A 17,700-nucleotide genomic window follows, 5' to 3' on the forward strand; every position below is an offset into this window, starting at 1 on the left:
GCTGCACGGCTACGAGCAGGCCCTCACGCTCGTGCTGGCCTTCGGTCCGTTCCTGGTGCTCGGGGTGCTCGTGTGGCTGCGGCGCCGGGAGGACCGGGAGGCCTCCTACCCAGACCGGGCGGGAGGCGACTCAGACCGGGCGGGAGGCGAGGTAGTCGGTGCCGACCGCGTTCTCGGTGCGCAGGGCCTTGACGAGGAGGTCGTGGACCAGCCCCTCGATCTTGCCGCCGACCAGCGGGATGGACACCTTGACGTCGAGGGTGACGGTCTCGGTGGTCACTCCCGCTGACTCCGCCAGCTCGGCGACACCGGTGATCTGACCCGGCTTGCCGGGGATCTCGACGGTGTAGTCGGCCCTGGCGTCCTGCCACGTCTCGGTCTGCACGATGTCGATCCGCTCGCCGACGAACTTGGCCGCGAACGCGGGGATGCCCTCCACCGCCTGCACCCGCTGCACCGTCACCCGGGTGCCGTCGGTGGTCTCCTCCACCTGCGCCTCGTGGCTGACCACGTGCTGGCGCTGGCACACCTGGTCGCGGAACTCGGGGTCCCGCAACATCGCGGCGACCGCCCCCAGAGGGGCGTCGTAGGTGAGGACGTGGTGGATTCGCTTGGTCATGGAGACATCATGACCGCTCGCTGTGACGCGCCGGTAGCCGCCCGTGTTGTATGTGTCACACCTCGCGTCCTAGGGTCGAGTCCGTGGCCACACCCGCTGATGAAGAGAAGCTCGACCTCCTGAGGCAGGCCGTGGCCTGCCGCGGCAGCGAGGACGTCGACGGCGTCCTCTCCGCAGGCGACGTGGAGGTCCTGCTCCCTGCCTACTACCGGCACGCGCCGCCGGAGGACCTGCTCGAGCGCACGCCCGTTGACCTCTTCGGCGCCTTCCTCAGCCACTACCGGGCCGCGCGGGTCCGGCCCCAGGGCCGGGCGGTGGTCCGGGTCCTCACTCCCGGAGCCGAGGGCGACGGCTGGTCCGCGAGCGGTCACTCGGTGGTCGAGATCGTCACCGACGACATGCCCTTCCTGGTCGACTCGGTCACCATGGAGCTGGCCCGGCAAGGTCGCGAGGTGCGCGGGGTCATCCACCCGCGGTTCTCCGTGGGCCGGGACCTCGGCGGGGAGATGGTGACGCTCGCGCCGCTGGACGAGACCGCCGCCCACGAGCACTTCGAGCAGGCTCCGGCGGAGTCCTGGATGCACGTGGAGATCGACCGGGTCACCGATCCCGAGGAGCCGGCGCGGCTGGCCGAGGCCCTCGAAGGGGTGCTTCGCGACGTGCGCGAGGCGGTCGAGGACTGGGAGAAGATGCGCGCCCAGGTCTCCGCGATCGTGGCGCAGCTGCGCACCGCACCCCCGGACCTGCCCGCAGCGGAGGTCCGCCAGGGCGGCGAGCTTCTGGAATGGCTTGCCGACGACCACTTCACCTTCCTCGGCTACCGCGAGTACGCGCTCGAGTCCTCCGGGGACGACCTCGCGCTGCGGGCGGTGCCCGGCACCGGGCTGGGCATCCTGCGCGCGGACCCGGACATGTCCGGCTCCTCGGGCCGGCTGGGGCCGGTGGTGCGGGAGAAGGCGACCGAGCGCACCCTGCTGGTCCTGACCAAGGCCAACTCCCGAGCCACCGTGCACCGCTCGGCCTACCTGGACTACGTCGGGGTGAAGACCTTCGACGAGCACGGCAACGTGGCCGGCGAGCGCCGCTTCCTGGGGCTGCTGGCCAGTCGCGCCTACACCGAGTCCATCACCCGGATCCCGCTGCTGCGGGAGAAGGCGGCGGCGGTGCTCGCCGCGGTCGGGTTCGACGACCGCAGCCACGCCGGCAAGGCGCTGATGGACACGCTGGAGAACTATCCGCGGGACGAGTTCTTCCACACCCCCGCGTCCGAGCTGACGCCCATCGCGCAGAGCGTGATGTACGTCGGTCAACGCCGGCAGCTGCGCGCCTTCGTGCGTCGCGACACCTACGCGCGCTACGTCTCCGCCCTGGTCTACCTGCCCCGGGACCGCTACAGCACCGTGGTGCGGGAGCGCTTCGCCGAGATCCTGCGGGACCAGCTGGGTGGGGAGACGGTGGAGTTCACGGCCCGGGTGGACGAGTCCAACACCGCCCGGGTCCACTTCGTGGTCCACCCGGCGCGGGGGAGAGCATCGGAGAGTTCGACACCGCGAGGATCGAGCACCTGCTCTCCGAGGCCTCGCGCTCCTGGCGCGAGGACCTGCTCGCTGCCCTGGTGGCCGAGCACGGTGAGGACCGCGGGTCCCAACTGGCACAGGCCTACGCACACTCCTTCCCCGAGGCCTACAAGGAGGACTTCAGCCCCCAGACCGGCGCCGCGGACCTGGCCCGGCTGGAGGCCATCGAGGGCGAGGAGGGCGTGGACCTGCAGCTCGCCCCGGCGCCGTCCGGCGAGCGTGACCAGGCCCGGCTCAAGGTGTTCCGGGCCGGGGCGCCGCTGTCGCTGTCGGAGGTGCTGCCGATCCTCTCCTCGATGGGCGTCGAGGTCGTCGACGAACGCCCCTACGAGCTCGAGGGCCTGTCCCGCAGGACGCACATCTACGAGTTCGGTCTGCGCCACCAGGGGCCGCTGCCGGAGCGCGCGCGCACGCTGTTCTCAGACACCATCCGCGCCGTCTGGGACGGGCTGAACGAGATCGACGGCTTCAACGCCCTGGTCCTGAGCGCGGGCCTGACCTGGCGCCAGGCCACCGTGCTGCGCGCCTACGCCAAGTACATGCGGCAGGGCCGTTCCCTGTTCTCCATGGGCTCGATCGAGTCCGCGCTGCGGGTCAACGTCGACATCACCCGGCTCCTGGTGCGTCTGTTCGAGGCGCGCTTCGACCCCGGGGAGGACGGCGCCCCGGGCGACGACGAGGCCCGGGTCGCGCGGGTGGAGGAGCTGCAGGGCCAGATCCGGGCCGCCCTGGACGAGGTCGTCAGCCTGGACCACGACCGCATCCTGCGCTCCTACCTGACCCTGCTCGGGGCGACGCTGCGCACCAACTACTTCCGGCCGGCCGGCGACGGCGGGCCGCGGTCCTACATCTCCTTCAAGCTGGACCCGTCCTCGATCCCGGAGCTGCCCGAGCCGCGACCGCAGTTCGAGATCTTCGTCTACTCCCCGCGCGTGGAGGGCGTGCACCTGCGCTTCGGCGCGGTCGCCCGTGGCGGCCTGCGGTGGTCGGACCGGCGAGACGACTTCCGCACCGAGGTGCTGGGCCTGGTCAAGGCGCAGATGGTCAAGAACACGGTGATCGTGCCGGTGGGTGCCAAGGGCGGCTTCTACGCCAAGAGGCTGCCCGATCCCGGTGACCGGGAGGCCTGGCTGGCCGAGGGGGTCGCCTGCTACCGGACCTTCATCTCGGGCCTGCTCGACATCACCGACAACCTCGTGGACGGAGCCTGCGTGCCGCCGCCGGACGTCGTACGGCACGACGGCGACGACGCCTACCTGGTGGTGGCCGCGGACAAGGGCACCGCGACCTTCTCCGACATCGCCAACGCGCTGGCAGGGGAGTACGGGTTCTGGCTGGGGGACGCCTTCGCCTCCGGCGGCTCCGTGGGATACGACCACAAGGCCATGGGCATCACCGCCCGCGGTGCGTGGGTCTCGGTGCAGCGGCACTTCCGCGAGCGGGGCATCGACTGCCAGCGCGAGGACTTCACCTGCGTCGGCATCGGCGACATGTCCGGAGACGTGTTCGGCAACGGCATGCTCTGCTCCGAGCACATCCGACTGGTGGCGGCCTTCGACCACCGCGACATCTTCCTGGATCCAGACCCGGACGCCGCCGTGTCGTACGCCGAGCGCAAGCGTCTCTTCGAGCTGCCGCGCTCCAGCTGGGCCAGCTACGACACCTCCCTGATCTCGCCGGGGGGAGGGGTGTTCAGCCGTCGCCTCAAGTCCATCCCGCTGGACGAGAAGGTCCGGCGGGCCCTCGGCATCGACGATGCGGTGGAGTCGATGACGCCCGCCGAGCTGATGCAGGCGATCCTGCTGGCCCCGGTGGACCTGCTGTGGAACGGCGGCATCGGCACCTACGTCAAGGCGAGCACCGAGACGCACGCGGACGCCGGCGACAAGGCGAACGACCCGATCCGGGTCGACGGTGCCCAGCTGCGGGCGCGGTGCGTGGGGGAGGGCGGCAACCTCGGCTTCACCCAGCTGGGGCGGATCGAGTACGCCTCGGTCGGTGCGGACGGGGACGGCGGCCGGATCAACGCCGACTTCATCGACAACTCGGCCGGGGTCGACACCTCCGACCACGAGGTCAACATCAAGATCCTGCTGGACCAGGTGGTCAAGGACGGCGGGATGGACACCGAGGGCCGCAACACCCTGCTCGCGGCCATGACCGACGAGGTCGCCGGCCTGGTGCTGCGCGACAACTACGAGCAGAACCTCGCCCTGGCCAACGCGGAGGCCCAGGCGCCGGCGCTCCTGCACGTGCACGAGGACTGGATGAAGACCCTGGAGCGGCGCGGAGTGCTGAACCGGGAGCTCGAGGGCCTGCCCTCGGGCAAGGAGGTACGCCGCCGGATCGAGCGCGGCGAGGGGTTGACGACGCCGGAGCTGTGCGTGCTCCTGGCCTGGACCAAGATCGTGCTGGCCGATGAGCTGCTGGCCACCGAGCTGCCGGACGACCCTTACCTGCGCCTGGACCTGATCACCTACTTCCCCTCCAACATGCGCCAGGACTACCGGGCGCAGATGCTCGCCCATCCGCTGCGGCGCGAGATCATCACCACCCAGGTGGTCAACGACCTGGTCAACGGCGCGGGCATCACCTACTGGCCGCGCCTGGCCCGGGAGACCGGGGCCGGGGCGGCCGAGCTGACGCGTGCCAACTTCGTGGCCCGGGAGCTCTTCGGCTCCCTGGCCCTGCGCGACGAGATCCGGCAGGCCGACAACCGGCTGCCGGCCGCGGTACAGACCCGGATGCGGCTGGAGATGCGCACCCTGGTCGAGCGGGCCTCACGCTGGCTGGTGGCCAACCGGCGCGCGCCCCTGGACAGCGACGCCATCGTCGACGCGCTCAGCGTGCCGGTGCAGAAGGCGATGCTCGAGCTGCCGAACCTCATCGGTGGTCGCGAGCAGCTCGCCTTCGAGGGCAGGCGTGACTCCCTGATCCAGCAGGGTGTGCCCGAGGGCCTCGCCACCCGGGTGGCGGTGCTGCCCGCGGCGTACTCGTTGCTCTCGATCATCGAGACCGCCGATCGTGCGGGCGAGGCGACCGCGGACGTGGCCCGCCTGCACTTCACCCTCGGCGAGCGGCTGGGACTGCCGGCGCTGGTGCAGCGCATCCTCAGCCTGCCCCGGGCCGACCGGTGGCAGGCGATGGCGCGGGCCGCGCTGCGGGACGACCTCTACTCGGTGCACGCCCAGCTGACCGCGCAGGTGCTCTCCGGGACGCCGGACGAGGAGTCGGCCGCAGCCCGGGTCGCCGCCTGGGAGGACGCCCACCCGCAGCTGGTGGCCCGTTCGGCGGAGACCCTGGAGGAGATCTGCCTCGACGACGAGGCGGACCTGGCGCGGATGTCGGTGGGACTGCGGGTGGTGCGCGGACTGCTCACCATCGGCTGACCGCGGGTGCGGATCCGCCGCGGGGCAGGGGCGGCGACGCAGGCGTCTACGCTGACGCTCGTGAACCAGATGACCGCGGGGGAGCGGCGCCGATGGCCCCTGGTGCCCGGCGACCTGCTGCGGGCGGCGGCCCTGCTCAGCGTCGTGGTCAGCACCTTCACCGACGGCTTCATCGGGTTCGCCCTCTTCATGCTGGTGCTGGGAGGCGTCATGGTGCCCCGGGCGCTGGGTGCGCCGGCCGTGCTGGACGTGGCCTACTGCGCGATGCTGCTCTTCGGCGCCTGGGCGGCCCAGCTCGACTGGTACCGGCGCGTGGGTTGGCTGGACGTGGTGGTCCACGCCTGCGCCACCGGACTGGTGGCTGCCATCGGGTACGTCGCGGCGCGCCGGCTGCGACTGTTCTCCACCGACCAGCCCCGGGGCGGTGTCTGGCTGGTCACCGTGTGCCTGGGGATGACCCTGGCGGTGCTGTGGGAGTTCGGCGAGTGGCTGGGTCACGCCTTCCTAGACGAGCACATCCAGGTCGGGTACGACGACACCATGGGCGACCTGGTCGCCGGCCTGGCCGGCTCGGTCGTCGCTGCCCTGCTGCTCGCCTCCCGGCTCCCGGCGCGCCGCCGGTGACCGGGCACCGGTCGGCCCGCGGGCCGCAGGCAGCGGTCACCGTCTCGGTGGTGATCCCGGTGCTGGACGACGCGGTGGCGCTGCGCCACTGCCTGGAGCTGCTCAGCCGCCAGAGCCTGGCGCCGCTGGAGGTCGTGGTCGTCGACAACGGCTCGAGCGACGACAGCGCGCAGGTGGCCAGGGACTTCGGTGCGGTGGTGGTCCACGAGCCTCGTCGCGGCATCCCGATGGCCGCCGCCGTCGGGTACGACGCCGCGAGCGGGGAGGTCATCGCCCGGCTGGACGCCGACTCCCGCCCGCCGCGGCACTGGGTGGCGCGGGTCGCCCGGGCGATGTCGGAGGAGAGCCGGGACGCGGTCACGGGCACCGGCTGGTTCTACGACCTGCCCTGGCCGCTGCGCGGGCCGGTGGCCTGGATCTACCTCGGGGCCTACTACGCGCTGTGCCACCTGGCCCTGGGGCACACCGCGGTGTGGGGCTCCAGCATGGCGGTGCGGCGCACCACCTGGCAGGCGGTGAGTGCCCAGGTGCACCGCGAGGACCCCGAGCTGCACGACGACCTGGACCTGGCCTTCGTGCTGGGGCCGACACGCCGGATCGTCCTGGACCCCACCCTCGGGGTGGGAGTCTCGGCCCGCTCGCTGCGCGGTGGGGCACAGCTGCGCCGCCGGCTGGTGCGGGCGCTGCGCACCCTGAGGGTGAACTGGGCGGTGCAACCCCCCTGGCTGCGCTGGACCGAGAGACTGGAGCGGGCGCTCAGCCGGAGAGGGTCAGCAGGATGAGCAGCTGGGTGACGAGGAACCCGGTGAGGTAGTTCAACCACAGGAAGCGGCGCCAGCCGTCGTGCGCCCGCTCGCACTCGGTGTCACGCAGCCGCAGGTACGGCGCCACGTTGGCCAGGTAGGGCAGCACCAGGGCCGCGGCCAGCGTGGCGGGCCACGGCAGGGTCAGCAGCAGCAGGCCCGCCAGGAGGTAGGCGCCCAGGGCGAACCACGTGGTGCGCCGTGCCCCCAGCACGGTGCCCACCGAGCCGATCCCGCCGGCCCGGTCGGCCTCGATGTCCTGCACAGCCCCGAACGCGTGCGAGGCGACACCCCACGCGAAGAAGCCGCCCAGTGCCGCTGCCGCCGTGCCGGTGACCGGTGCGTCGGCCAGCGCCAGGCCCAGCACGGCGGGGCTGACGAAGTGCGTGCTGGAGGTGAGCGAGTCCAGGAAGGGCCGCTCCTTGAACCGCAGGAGGGGCGCTGAGTAGGCGACCACCGCGAAGACGCTGACGGCCAGCACCAGCGTGGAGCGCAGGTCCCCCAGCGCCACCAGCGCGGCCACGAACGGCACGTTGAGGAGCACCGCGGACCAGATCGTCAGGCTGTGCACCCGGCGGTCCAGGACCATGCCCTCCACGCCGCCCTTGCGCGGGTTGCGGATGTCGGACTCGTAGTCGAAGACGTCGTTCACGCCGTACATCAGCAGGTTGTACGGGACCAGGAACCAGATGGTGCCCAGCACCAGCACCAGGTCGACCCCGCCGCCGGCCAGCAGGTAGGCCGCCGCGAAGGGGTAGGCGGTGTTGACCCAGCTCAGCGGTCGCGAGGACCCGACGACCTGACCCAGCAGTCGGGCGCCGCTCCCGGCCTCGGCGGCCACGGTGCTCACCTGGTCCCCGGCTCGGTACGGCGTGCCGGCCCCTGGAGCAGGAGCCGCAGCGCGGGCAGAGCGGCCACGGCGGCCAGCGGCCAGGCGAAGTCCTCGATCGGAGCCAGGCCGATCATGACTCCCGAGAGCTGGCTGTCCTCGAAGCGGAACAGGTCCGCGGCGATCATCACGTTGTCGAAGACGGCGGTCAGGCCCATCATCGCGGCCGCGGTCGCCCCCGTGGCGGCCCACCAGGACCGGTCGGGGCGCCGCAGCACCGCAGCGACCACCAGCAGCGCCGCGGCGCTGAGCAGGAAGAGCCCGGCGAGTCCGGCGTAGGTCACCGGCGCACCTCCGCCCGCCACGGCGCTCGCAGGAGCAGGGAGTGCAGCACCATCGTGATATAGCACAGGAAGATGATGAAGAAGATCTCCTCCACCGGAAGCTCGGGCAGCACCTCCAGCCCGGTCATCGCGGGGGAGTCGCCGCGCACGTACATGCCGAGCTCGATCGCGACCAGGTCCCAGGCGATGAAGAACGCCACCCCGAGGCCCACCACGACGGCCGCCAGGCGGGGGCGGGCGAACAGGAAGAGCGACCACCGCCGGTCGACCAGACCCATGCACAGCGTGGACAGCACGACGAAGCCCAGGTAGAGCAGGCTCACGCATCCACCGCCGGGGGCACCGGGGACGGTCCGCTGGTGCGGTCGCCCCGCAGCCGCTTCAGGGCGAGCTCCGCGCTGATCAGGCACATCGGCAGCCCGATGCCCGGGCGGGTGCCGTAGCCGGCGTAGTGCAACCCGTCCACCTTCTTCGAGACGTTGTCGGCGCGCAGGAAGGCGCTCTGCCTCAGCACGTGACCTGGTCCGAGCATGCTGCCACGGTAGGAGTTCAGCTCGCCGGCGAAGTCGCCGGGGCCGAAGGTGCGGCGTACCTCCACGCGCTCGGCGAGGTCGGGCACTCCGGCCCAGCCGGCGACCTGGGCGATGGCCGCGTCCACGATCTTCTCCACGTTCGGATCGCCCCGGCCGTCGGTCCCGCCCCGTCCGATGCCCGGGTCCGCGGGGACGGGCACCAGCACGAAGAGGTTCTCCTTGCCGGCCGGGGCCACCCGGTCGTCGGTGGCCGAGGGGCGGCACACGTAGAGCGAGGCGGGATCCGGCACCCGGGAGGGGTGGCCGAAGATGTCGTCGAAGTTCTGGTGCCAGTCGCGGGTGAAGAACAGCGAGTGGTGAGCCAGCTGGGGCAGGGCACCGTCGACGCCCAGCATCGCCAGCACTCCGCCCGGGCCGGCGTCCCGCTTGGCCCACCAGGACTCGGGATAGGTCTGCAGGTGCCTGGGCAGGAGTGCGGTCTCGACGTGGTGCAGGTCGGCGGCGCCGACCACGATGTCGGCGTCGAGCTCGTGGCGGGCCCCGTCGCCGTCGACGTAGGTGACCCCGCGAACGGCGGCGCGGCGGCCGCGGCCAGGGGAGGGTGCGGTGGTGCGGATCTCCTGCACCGTGCACCCGGTGTGCAGGTGGGCCCCGGCCTGGGCCGCCAGGCGGGTGATCGCGTCGATGAGGGTGGTGAAGCCGCCGCGCGGGTAGAGCACCCCGTCGGCCAGGTCCATCCAGCTCATCAGGTGGTACATGCTGGGCGCCCGGTCCGGGGAGGTGCCCAGGAAGACCGCGGGGTAGCCGAGCACCTGGCGCAGGCGCACGTCGTCGAAGCGGGCCGCCACGTGGGACTCCAGGGACCGGGTCAGCAGGGCGCCGAGCCGTGGCCCGTTGCGCAGCACGTCGGCGTTGAGCAGGGAGGAGCCGGAGTCGAAGCTGGTGTAGAGGAAACGATCGACCGCGAGGTCGTAGACATGCCGCGCGGAGTCGAGGTAGCTCGACAGCGCCGACCCGGCACCGGGTTCCAGGGACTCGAAGAGCCGCTCGTTCTCCGCCCGGGTGCCGGCGATGTCGACCGGCTCGGCATCGCCCTCGAAGAAGACGCGGTAGCCGGGGTCCAGGCGCACCAGGTCCAGCTCGGCGGCGGCCGAGGTGCCGAGCATCGCGAAGAAGTGCTCGAAGACCTCGGGCATCAGGTACCACGAGGGTCCGGTGTCGAACCGGTAGCCGTCGGTCTCCCAGAGCCCGGCGCGGCCCCCCAGCTCGTCGTGCTGCTCGAGCAGGTCGACGCTCCAGCCGTCGGTCGCGAGCAGGGCAGCGGTGGCGAGGCCGCTGATGCCGCCGCCGATGACCACCACGCGGCCCGCGCTCATCGGGCGCTCCGCAGCAGGCTGCCGACGACCAGGCGCGCCTTGTGCGGACCGGGCACCCGCACCCGGCGCCGGCGGATCTCGACGGCCGGGGTGGCGCGCAGCCGGGCGGACAGCTCGGCGAAGAGGTCGTGGGCCACCCGCACCGCCCGACGGCTGCTCGGCGGCAGGTCGGGGATCACCGCGGCCGCGGCGGCCAGGTCGAGGTCGATGTCGTCCAGGAGCGCGTCGCGCGTCCGGTCGTCGAGGTGCTCGGGGTCGAGCCCGGGGAAGTAGTGACGTCCCAGGTCCTGCTCGTCGGCGGCCAGGTCCCGCAGGAAGTTCACCTTCTGGAAGGCCGCACCCAGGCGCCGGGCGCCGGGGGCGAGGGCGTCGTACGCCGTGGCGGGGTCGGGCTCGTCGACCAGGAAGGCCCGCAGGCACATCAGGCCCACCACCTCGGCCGAGCCGTAGACGTAGCGCTCGAAGCTCTCCGCGTCGTGCTCGCTGCGGAACAGGTCGGTGCGCATCGAGGAGAAGAACGGGTCGATCAGCTCGGGGCCGATGCCGGCGACCCGCGCCGTGCGGGCGAAGGCGTGCACCACCAGGTTGGGGCTCATGCCGCGCACCAGGGCCGCGCGCAGCTCGCGTTCCAGGTCGTCCAGCGCCGCGGCCTGGTGTGCACGTGAGCCGTCCGGCCGCGGCGCGTCGACGACCTCGTCGGCCACCCGCACCAGGGCGTAGATGTTGCGCACCCGGGTGCGGACGGGCTCGGCGAGCAGCCGGCTGGCCATGCCGAAGGAGCTGGAGTAGCGCCGGATCACCAGCGCGGAGGCGGCCTCGGCGACCGCGTCGTAGAGCTCGAAGGGGTGCGGTGCCGGTCGGGACTCGGGCCCGCCCTGCGGGTCGGCCGCGCTCATGCCGCGCCCTCGCGCAGCATGCCGGACACGTCGCCCACCCGCTCGACCAGCCCGGCCGGCAGACCCAGGGCCACCGTGTGGCGCGCCGCCGCCGCGAGGTGCTCGGCTGCCAGGTCGCTGACGAACGCGTGCGAGCCACCGGCGCGCAGCGCGGCCCGGACCCGCTCCGCGTCCTGCTCGGTGAGCCGGGGGTCGCCCAGGTGGCGTCGCACCGTGGTCCAGGCCGGGGTGGTGCGCGCGTGCACGATCAGGGGAGTGCGCTTGCCCTCGCGGAGATCGCTCACCGCGGCCTTGCCGGTCTGCTCGGGAGTGCCGAACATGCCGACCAGGTCGTCGATGAGCTGGAACGCGACCCCGACCCGGCGGCCGATCTCGCCCAGACCGGCGACCACCTCCGGTGACGCGTCGGCCAGCACCGCACCGCACTGCAGCGGCAGCTGGAAGGAGTAGACGGCCGTCTTGTGCTCGGCCATCGTCAGGACCTCCTCCATCGTGGGCTCCTCCAGGCCGAGGGAGAGACGCACGTCCGCGAGCTCGCCGGCGGCCGAGACCCGCAGCGCGTGGTCGAAGAGGTCCAGCAGCCGGCGCACGGTCGAGGGTGGGACCGGGGCGGTGGCGACGGCACGGAGCGCGTCGGCGAGCGCGAGGTCGCCGGTCAGCACGGCACCGGTCAGGGCGTAGGAGTCGGCGCCCGAGGGGGAGGCGCCCGCCCGGGTCGCCGCGGACCGGAAGGCGCCGGAGGCGCTTGGCCGCCCCCGTCGTACGTCGTCCCCGTCGATGACGTCGTCGTGCACCAGGAAGGCGGTGTGCAGCAGCTCGACGGCCTCGGCCACCTGCGTCACGGCCTCGCCGGCCCGCCCGCCCAGCAGGTCGTGGATGGAGTGGACCAGGCGGGGTCGGAACTGCTTGCCCCCGGTCCCGGCCCGGGACAGGGCCGTCTCCAGTGCCGCATCATCGGAGTCCAGCGGAGTGCTCATCGCCGGCCTCCGGCGAGGGTCGGCGACCAGTCGCGCGCCTCGAGCCGGGGGTGCTGCTCGACCAGCCACGGGCTCAGCGCCCAGGGTGCTGCGGCCACCGCGGCCCGCAGCTCCTCACGGGTGACCCAGCGGAACTCCTCCGCCTCGTCGGGGTTGGGGGCGGGCGCCTGCTCGGTCTCGGCGACCCAGACCGGGCAGATCTCGTTCTCCACGGTGCCGGAGGCGTCGACCGCCCGGTAGCGGAAGTCCGGGAGCACCAGCTCCAGGTCGCGCAGGACCAGGCCCAGCTCGTGAGCCGCGTAGCGGTGCACCGCTGCCTCCGGCTCCTCGCCGGGACGCGGGTGGCCGCAGAAGGAGTTCGTCCACACCCCGGGCCAGGTTCGCTTGCCGACGGCCCGCCGAGTCAGCAGCACCCGTCCGTCCGCGTCGCGCACGTGGCAGGAGAAGGCCAGGTGCAGCGGCGTCCGGGTGGTGTGCACCTCTGTCCGCGGCGCGGTCCCGCACGGTGCGCCGTCGTCGTCCAGGAGGACGACGAGGTCGGGGGCCAGACTCACGACTGCCACGCTCCCAACGTCTCGTGCGTGCTGCCACGCGGTGGTCCGGCGCAGACCAAGAAACTGCCCCGGTGCACGTTGTTCGGACCCCGGCGCCAATCGGATTGGTCAGTTCTTGTCCATAATTGGTGAGGTGCCTCACTTCAGGACCATAGCCAAGTGTGGCCCGGGCGGCGAGCGCGACAGTGCGGAGCGGACGGCCTCAGCTCGCCTTCTTCGCCGCTACCTTCTTGGCGGCCGTCTTCTTGGCTGTGGTCTTCCTCGCGGCCGCCTTCTTGGCGGGGGCCTTCTTGGCCGTGGCCTTCTTCGCCGCGGCCCCCTTCGCGGCCCCCTCCGCCGCCCCCTTGGCAGGGGCCTCGTCGGCGGGCTCGTCGGCTGGTTCGTCGGCGGTCGGCACGTCCTCGCCACGGGCCTTCTTGGCGGCGTTCACGGACTTCTGGAGCGCGGCCAGCAGGTCGACCACCTCACCGGAGCTCTTGGTGGCGGTGGCGGTGCGCTTGACCTCGCCGCCCTCGATCTTGGTCGTCACCAGGGTCTCCACCGCGGCGGCGTAGTCGTCCTCGAAGTCCTCGGGGTCGAAGTCCCCGGCGAGCGTCTCCACCAGCATCTGGGCCATCTTGACCTCGTTGGCCTTCACCTCTCCGGCGTCGATGGAGAAGTCGGGGGTGCGGATCTCGTCGGGCCACATCATGGTCTGCAGCACGATCACGTCGTCTCGCACGCGGAGCACCGCCACGGAGGTGCGCTGGCGCAGTGCGACGGTGACCACGGCCATCCGGTCGGCGTCCACCAGGGCCTGGCGCAGCAGCGCATAGGGCTTGGCCCCGGACTTCTCCGGCTCGAGGTAGTAGCTCTTCTCGAACAGCATGGGGTCGATCTGGTCGCTGGGCACGAACTTCTCCACCGCGATCTCCCGCGAGGAGGTGGAGGGCAGCTCGGCCAGGTCGTCGTCGGAGAGGATCACCATCTCGCCGTCCTCGGTCTCGTACCCCTTGGCGATGTCGGCGTACGGCACCTCCTCGCCGTCGATGGAGCAGACCCGCTGGTACTTGATGCGGCCCCCGTCCTTGGCGTGCACCTGACGGAAGGAGACGTCGTGGGACTCCGTCGCCGAGTACAGCTTGACCGGCACGTTCACCAGACCGAACGAGACCGAGCCCTTCCAGATCGCACGCACCTTGTTCTCCTCCGTTGGCCGATACCGGCGTCCAGTATCGCCCGAGAGAGCTCCCATCCGCGAGGATGGACGCCGTGCGTCCGATGCTTGCCACCAAGACCGACCGTGTGCCCACCGGCGAGGGCTGGATCCACGAGGTGAAGTGGGACGGCATGCGGGTGCTGGCGGAGGTCTCCGAGACCGGCGCCCGGCTGTGGAGCCGCAACGAGAACGACGTGACGGTCTCGTTCCCCGAGCTCGCCGGGATGACCGGTCCTGGTGTGCTGCTGGACGGCGAGGTCGTGGCGTTCGACGAGGGACGGCCCAGCTTCGGCGCCCTGGCGACGAGGATGCACCAGCGCAACGCCCGTCGGGCCGCCGCGCTCGCGGACAGCCGTCCGGTGACGTTCCTGGTCTTCGACGTGCTGCGCGTGGGGTCGCGAGACCTCACCGGCGAGCCCCTGTCCCGGCGCCGCGAGCTGCTGGAGGGCCTGGGACTGGGCGACGACCGGTGCCAGGTGCCGCCGGTGTACGACGACGGCCCGATGCTGATGACCGCGACCCGGGAGCAGCGGCTCGAGGGCGTGGTCAGTAAGCGGCTCGCCTCCCGCTATCACCCGGGGGTGCGGAGCCCCGACTGGCGCAAGCTCCCGCACCGGGACCGGACCTCGTGGGTGGTGGGTGGCTGGCGCCCGGAGACGGGCTCGGCCGATCGCCTGGGTGCGCTGCTCGTCGGCGAGCCCACGCCGGCCGGGCTGGTCTACCGCGGCCGGGTCGGCAGCGGCATCGCCGGGAGTGCCGGCCCGCTGCTCGCCACCCTGCTCGGGCCCTTGGCGCTCGACTCCTCGCCGTTCGTCGACGAGGTGCCGCGGGTGGACTCGGTCGGCACCAGGTGGGTCAGGCCCGAGGTGGTGGTGGACGTGGAGTCGCTGGGCTTCTCCCACCACGACCGGCTGCGCCAGCCGTCGTACCAGGGGGTGCGCAGCGACCTCAGCGTCGCCGACCTGCTCGCCGACGCTGAGGGAGACCAGGGGCAGGCAGACCGGGGGCAGGAGGAGCACCGATGAGCGAGGTCCACGTCGAGGTCGAGGGGCGAACCCTGCGGATCACCAACCTGGACAAGGTGCTCTATCCGGGCACCGGGACCACCAAGGGTGAGGTGCTCAACTACTACGCCCAGGTCGCCCCGGTGCTGCTGCCGCACCTGGCGGACCGGTGCGTGACGAGGATCCGGTGGCCGCACGGGGTGGGCGGCGCGAGCTTCTTCGAGAAGAACGCCCCGGGCGGGACCCCGAGCTGGGTCCGGACCGCCACGGTGCCCACCACGGGTTCCCGGTCCGGGACCGGCGACTCCGACCGACTGGTCTTCCCGATCGTGGACGACCTCGCCACCCTCACCTGGCTGGTCAACCTGGCCGCCCTGGAGCTGCACGTGCACCAGTGGACGGTCGACTCCCGCGGACGGCCCCGCAACCCCGACCGGCTGGTGATCGACCTGGACCCCGGCGAGCCGGCCGGGCTGCACGAGTGCGCCCAGGTGGCACTGATGGTGCGGGAGCGGCTCGCCGCCCGCGGCCTCGAGTGCCGTCCGGTGACCAGCGGCAGCAAGGGCCTCCACCTGTACGCCGCCCTGCCCGGCCGGCTGGACAGCGACGGCACGTCGGCGCTGGCGCGGGAGGTGGCCGAGGAGCTGCAGAAGGAGCAGGGTGACCTCGTCACCGCGACCATGACCAAGTCGCGACGCGGCGGCAAGGTCTTCCTCGACTGGTCGCAGAACTCCGGCTCCAAGACCACCGTCTCGCCCTACTCCCTGCGGGGCCGACAGCGACCCACCGTCGCCACACCGCTGACCTGGGCCGAGGTGGAGGCGGGTGCCCAGGACGCCCTGGCGCTGGACCAGTTCAGTCACGAGGAGGTGCTGGCCCGGGTCGCCGACCTGGGCGACCTCTTCGGGGCCGACGACTGAGCAGGTCGCGGCGCCTCGCCGCTCAGCGCTGGCGGGGCAGACGCGGGGGGCGCGGCGGCCGCGGGCCCTGGCGGTGCAGCTCGTCGACGAGGGCGCCGAACCGGGTGGTGGTGCGGGTCCGCGCGTCCGAGACGTCCTGGTTGGTCCGGCCCATCAGCCTGACCAGCTCGACGGCCTCGCGCAGGGTGTCGAGGGAGTCGACCAGGTGGATCTTGCCCTCCGCCTCGAGGTGCCGCGCGAAGGTCATCTGGTGCCCGTCGACGTGCTCGCCGTGGGACGGGTCGCGGGGGACCACGATGGGCGTGTGCCGTGCGCTGCGGGCCTCCATGATCAGGCCGGGACCGCCGTGGGTGATGACCACGTCGACGGTCTCCATCAGGGAGGCGACCTCCCGTCCGCCGAGCATCCGCCGGCCGGACAGCGTGCGGGGCAGCCGGGTGGAGCCGTGCTGGACGAACCAGGGCTCGGCGCTCTCGGCGGCCAGCGCCTCGGACCAGCGCACCAGCCGGTCGAAGGGGTGGTGGTCGGTGCCCAGCAGCACGGCCACGCAGGGGCCGCCCAGGGCGCGGGGGACCCAGGGGACAAGGCGGGTGTCGACGTTGGAGGAGCGGGAGAAGCGCATGCTCACCACACCTGACCGAGCAGGACCGAGCCCTTGTAGAGGCGCTGCTGCTCGGGCCACTGCACCAGGAACAGGTCGGTGACCGGGCGGCAGAGTCGAGCCGTGAGGGTGGGGGAGTCGATGCGGTCGAAGACCTCGAGATAGACGGTCTGGGCGCCGACGAGCCTGCGCATCCAGAAGAACGGCACCGCCACACCGGCTCCCGTGCTGATCACCATGTCGGGGCGGTAGTCGCGCAGCACCCGCCACGCCAGCCTGGCGTTGCGCACCAGGTTGCGCAGGTTGCGGGTCGTGGGGTGGTAGGCGTGCACCACGTCCTCGCTGGACAGCTTGGTCAGCGCGTCCTCGGTGTCGAAGGTCACCCACTGACGCTCGTGCTCGGTCCACCAGGGCTCGAGGCACATCAGCTGTGCCAGATGCCCGCCAGATGAGCAGACCATCAGGATCTTCACATGTCTCCCGCACCGATACCGGAGCCCGCCGAGCAGGCTGCCGTCGATCGGACGGCTCGCTCACGGTAGGTAGCGGTGGGAACTCGTTCATCCCCAATACTGGGCATTCCTACCGAAGGGTAGTAAAACTTGCCCAGTTCGTGGGGTCAGTGCGCGACGGGTGCGACCCAGCCGGCGTGGTGCGCCAGACCGACGGCGCCGATCTGCGAGGTGACTTCGAGCTTGGAGAGGATCGACTTCACCTGGGTGCGGACGGTGGCCTCGGAGACGACGCTGGTCTCGGCGATCTGCCGCACCTGGCGGCCGTCCATCAGCTGGCCCAGGACCTCCGCCTCCCGGGCGGTCAGGCGGTTGAGCCGGTCCAGCAGCTCGCTGACCTGGGCCCGCTCCTCCTGCCAGTGCCGGACCAGCTCTTCCCGGGCCTCGACCGTCATCACCGGTCGGCCCTCGCCGATCAGGCGGATGGTGGAGAGGATCTCGTTGAGCGGGGAGGTCTTGACCATGACCTTGCGTGCGCCCAGACGCAGGCACTGGCCCCAGCGGGCGCGGTCGCTGCTGCCGGTGAGCACCACGACGGCGGTGCCGGCGCGAGCCACCGGCTCGATGAGGCGACTGCCGTCCGCGTTGCCCAGGTCCAGGTCGAGCAGCAGGACGTGCGGCTGGTGCCGCATGACGGCCGGCAGCAGAGTGGTCGCGGAGTGCAGGTCGGCGGGCAGCGGGACGCGGCGGACTTCGTGCCCCTTCAGCTCCAGCGCGATCTGCAGCGACTCCGCGAAGAGGGTGTGGTCCTCGATGACGCACACCCGCGACGAACCCCTCATGCCCCTGACCTCCACTGCGTCGGTGTGCTCGAAACATGGGGGTGTGGTCACCCCCAGGACCTCGAGCCGAGCTGTGCCTTGGTGCTGAGCACAACTACTCGCCACAACCCGATGCTGGGAGAGTAGTTGCTAGGGGCGAGCCCCGTCACCAGGTCCCAGGAA

General features: G+C 72.0%; 17 protein-coding genes and 1 pseudogene. 6 read left to right on the forward strand and 12 right to left on the reverse strand.

The window, feature by feature from the left end:
- Positions 1-130: 130 nt before the first annotated feature.
- Positions 131-619, reverse strand: coding sequence for a DUF2505 domain-containing protein (locus C0R66_RS05080; RefSeq protein ID WP_101523786.1), 489 nt, complete (start codon positions 617-619; stop codon positions 131-133).
- Between the two features lie 50 nt (positions 620-669).
- Here C0R66_RS05080 and C0R66_RS19880 point away from each other — a divergent pair.
- From C0R66_RS19880 to C0R66_RS05095, 4 genes and pseudogenes are all read left to right on the forward strand, one after another.
- A pseudogene (locus C0R66_RS19880) lies at positions 670-2,091 on the forward strand (NAD-glutamate dehydrogenase); the annotation flags it as partial.
- A gap of 143 nt (positions 2,092-2,234) precedes the next feature.
- A complete protein-coding gene (locus C0R66_RS05085; protein ID WP_338418210.1) occupies positions 2,235-5,585 on the forward strand; it encodes an NAD-glutamate dehydrogenase in 3,351 nt (1,116 codons plus the stop codon).
- Positions 5,586-5,654: 69 nt separating this feature from the next.
- Positions 5,655-6,209, forward strand: a complete 555-nt coding sequence (locus tag C0R66_RS05090) for a DUF2238 domain-containing protein (protein WP_101526052.1) — start codon at positions 5,655-5,657, stop codon at positions 6,207-6,209.
- Complete coding sequence (locus C0R66_RS05095) at positions 6,206-6,991, forward strand: glycosyltransferase family 2 protein (RefSeq protein ID WP_101523787.1); 786 nt, start codon at positions 6,206-6,208, stop codon at positions 6,989-6,991. The genes C0R66_RS05090 and C0R66_RS05095 overlap by 4 nt, the downstream gene beginning before the upstream one ends.
- Here C0R66_RS05095 and C0R66_RS05100 read toward each other — a convergent pair.
- The 8 genes from C0R66_RS05100 to ku all read right to left on the reverse strand — a co-directional run bounded on the left by C0R66_RS05100 (position 6,966) and on the right by ku (position 13,698).
- A complete protein-coding gene (locus C0R66_RS05100) occupies positions 6,966-7,862 on the reverse strand; it encodes a prenyltransferase (protein WP_199286826.1) in 897 nt (298 codons plus the stop codon). The genes C0R66_RS05095 and C0R66_RS05100 overlap by 26 nt on opposite strands.
- The gene (locus C0R66_RS05105; protein ID WP_101526054.1) at positions 7,859-8,185 is read right to left on the reverse strand and encodes a lycopene cyclase domain-containing protein; all 327 of its coding nucleotides are present in this window, start codon (positions 8,183-8,185) and stop codon (positions 7,859-7,861) included. The genes C0R66_RS05100 and C0R66_RS05105 overlap by 4 nt, the downstream gene beginning before the upstream one ends.
- Positions 8,182-8,508 carry a lycopene cyclase domain-containing protein gene (locus tag C0R66_RS05110; RefSeq protein ID WP_101523788.1) on the reverse strand — a complete coding sequence of 109 codons (327 nt, stop codon included), beginning with the start codon at positions 8,506-8,508 and terminating at the stop codon, positions 8,182-8,184. Before C0R66_RS05110 ends, C0R66_RS05105 begins: the two co-directional genes overlap by 4 nt.
- The gene (gene crtI / locus C0R66_RS05115; protein WP_101523789.1) at positions 8,505-10,094 is read right to left on the reverse strand and encodes a phytoene desaturase family protein; all 1,590 of its coding nucleotides are present in this window, start codon (positions 10,092-10,094) and stop codon (positions 8,505-8,507) included. Before crtI ends, C0R66_RS05110 begins: the two co-directional genes overlap by 4 nt.
- Positions 10,091-10,990 carry a phytoene/squalene synthase family protein gene (locus C0R66_RS05120; RefSeq protein ID WP_101523790.1) on the reverse strand — a complete coding sequence of 300 codons (900 nt, stop codon included), beginning with the start codon at positions 10,988-10,990 and terminating at the stop codon, positions 10,091-10,093. The genes crtI and C0R66_RS05120 overlap by 4 nt, the downstream gene beginning before the upstream one ends.
- Positions 10,987-11,967: a polyprenyl synthetase family protein gene (locus C0R66_RS05125; RefSeq protein WP_101523791.1), complete on the reverse strand. Its 981-nt coding sequence runs from the start codon at positions 11,965-11,967 to the stop codon at positions 10,987-10,989. The genes C0R66_RS05120 and C0R66_RS05125 overlap by 4 nt, the downstream gene beginning before the upstream one ends.
- A complete protein-coding gene (idi, locus tag C0R66_RS05130; protein WP_241901583.1) occupies positions 11,964-12,530 on the reverse strand; it encodes an isopentenyl-diphosphate Delta-isomerase in 567 nt (188 codons plus the stop codon). Before idi ends, C0R66_RS05125 begins: the two co-directional genes overlap by 4 nt.
- Positions 12,531-12,723: 193 nt before the next feature.
- A complete protein-coding gene (gene ku, locus C0R66_RS05135; RefSeq protein ID WP_101523792.1) occupies positions 12,724-13,698 on the reverse strand; it encodes a non-homologous end joining protein Ku in 975 nt (324 codons plus the stop codon).
- Between the two features lie 83 nt (positions 13,699-13,781).
- On the opposite strand from ku, the gene C0R66_RS05140 reads away from it, so the two are divergent.
- Positions 13,782-14,744, forward strand: a complete 963-nt coding sequence (locus C0R66_RS05140) for an ATP-dependent DNA ligase (protein ID WP_101526056.1) — start codon at positions 13,782-13,784, stop codon at positions 14,742-14,744.
- The gene (gene ligD, locus C0R66_RS05145; RefSeq protein WP_101523793.1) at positions 14,741-15,643 is read left to right on the forward strand and encodes a non-homologous end-joining DNA ligase; all 903 of its coding nucleotides are present in this window, start codon (positions 14,741-14,743) and stop codon (positions 15,641-15,643) included. The genes C0R66_RS05140 and ligD overlap by 4 nt, the downstream gene beginning before the upstream one ends.
- Positions 15,644-15,665: 22 nt before the next feature.
- On the opposite strand, the gene C0R66_RS05150 is transcribed toward ligD, so the two are convergent.
- From C0R66_RS05150 to C0R66_RS05160, 3 genes are all read right to left on the reverse strand, one after another.
- Positions 15,666-16,265: a glycosyltransferase gene (locus C0R66_RS05150; RefSeq protein WP_101523794.1), complete on the reverse strand. Its 600-nt coding sequence runs from the start codon at positions 16,263-16,265 to the stop codon at positions 15,666-15,668.
- 2 nt (positions 16,266-16,267) lie between these two features.
- Complete coding sequence (locus C0R66_RS05155) at positions 16,268-16,669, reverse strand: glycosyltransferase family protein (RefSeq protein ID WP_240311649.1); 402 nt, start codon at positions 16,667-16,669, stop codon at positions 16,268-16,270.
- A gap of 194 nt (positions 16,670-16,863) precedes the next feature.
- Positions 16,864-17,538 carry a response regulator gene (locus C0R66_RS05160; RefSeq protein ID WP_101523795.1) on the reverse strand — a complete coding sequence of 225 codons (675 nt, stop codon included), beginning with the start codon at positions 17,536-17,538 and terminating at the stop codon, positions 16,864-16,866.
- Between the last annotated feature and the right edge of the window lie 162 nt (positions 17,539-17,700).

It is taken from the genome of Nocardioides houyundeii (genome assembly GCF_002865585.1).
GTDB classification, from domain to species: Bacteria; Actinomycetota; Actinomycetes; order Propionibacteriales; family Nocardioidaceae; genus Nocardioides; species Nocardioides houyundeii.

Excerpts from the sequence above, each read along its gene's own strand:
- C0R66_RS05160 (WP_101523795.1), bottom strand. The coding sequence starts at position 17,538 with ATGAGGGGTTCGTCGCGGGTGTGCGTCATCGAGGACCACACCCTCTTC.
- crtI (WP_101523789.1), bottom strand. The coding sequence starts at position 10,094 with ATGAGCGCGGGCCGCGTGGTGGTCATCGGCGGCGGCATCAGCGGCCTC.
- ligD (WP_101523793.1), top strand. The coding sequence starts at position 14,741 with ATGAGCGAGGTCCACGTCGAGGTCGAGGGGCGAACCCTGCGGATCACC.
- C0R66_RS05155 (WP_240311649.1), bottom strand. The coding sequence starts at position 16,669 with ATGTGCCTCGAGCCCTGGTGGACCGAGCACGAGCGTCAGTGGGTGACC.
- C0R66_RS05080 (WP_101523786.1), bottom strand. The coding sequence starts at position 619 with ATGACCAAGCGAATCCACCACGTCCTCACCTACGACGCCCCTCTGGGG.
- C0R66_RS05125 (WP_101523791.1), bottom strand. The coding sequence starts at position 11,967 with ATGAGCACTCCGCTGGACTCCGATGATGCGGCACTGGAGACGGCCCTG.
- C0R66_RS05150 (WP_101523794.1), bottom strand. The coding sequence starts at position 16,265 with ATGCGCTTCTCCCGCTCCTCCAACGTCGACACCCGCCTTGTCCCCTGG.
- C0R66_RS05090 (WP_101526052.1), top strand. The coding sequence starts at position 5,655 with ATGACCGCGGGGGAGCGGCGCCGATGGCCCCTGGTGCCCGGCGACCTG.
- C0R66_RS05120 (WP_101523790.1), bottom strand. The coding sequence starts at position 10,990 with ATGAGCGCGGCCGACCCGCAGGGCGGGCCCGAGTCCCGACCGGCACCG.
- C0R66_RS05140 (WP_101526056.1), top strand. The coding sequence starts at position 13,782 with ATGCTTGCCACCAAGACCGACCGTGTGCCCACCGGCGAGGGCTGGATC.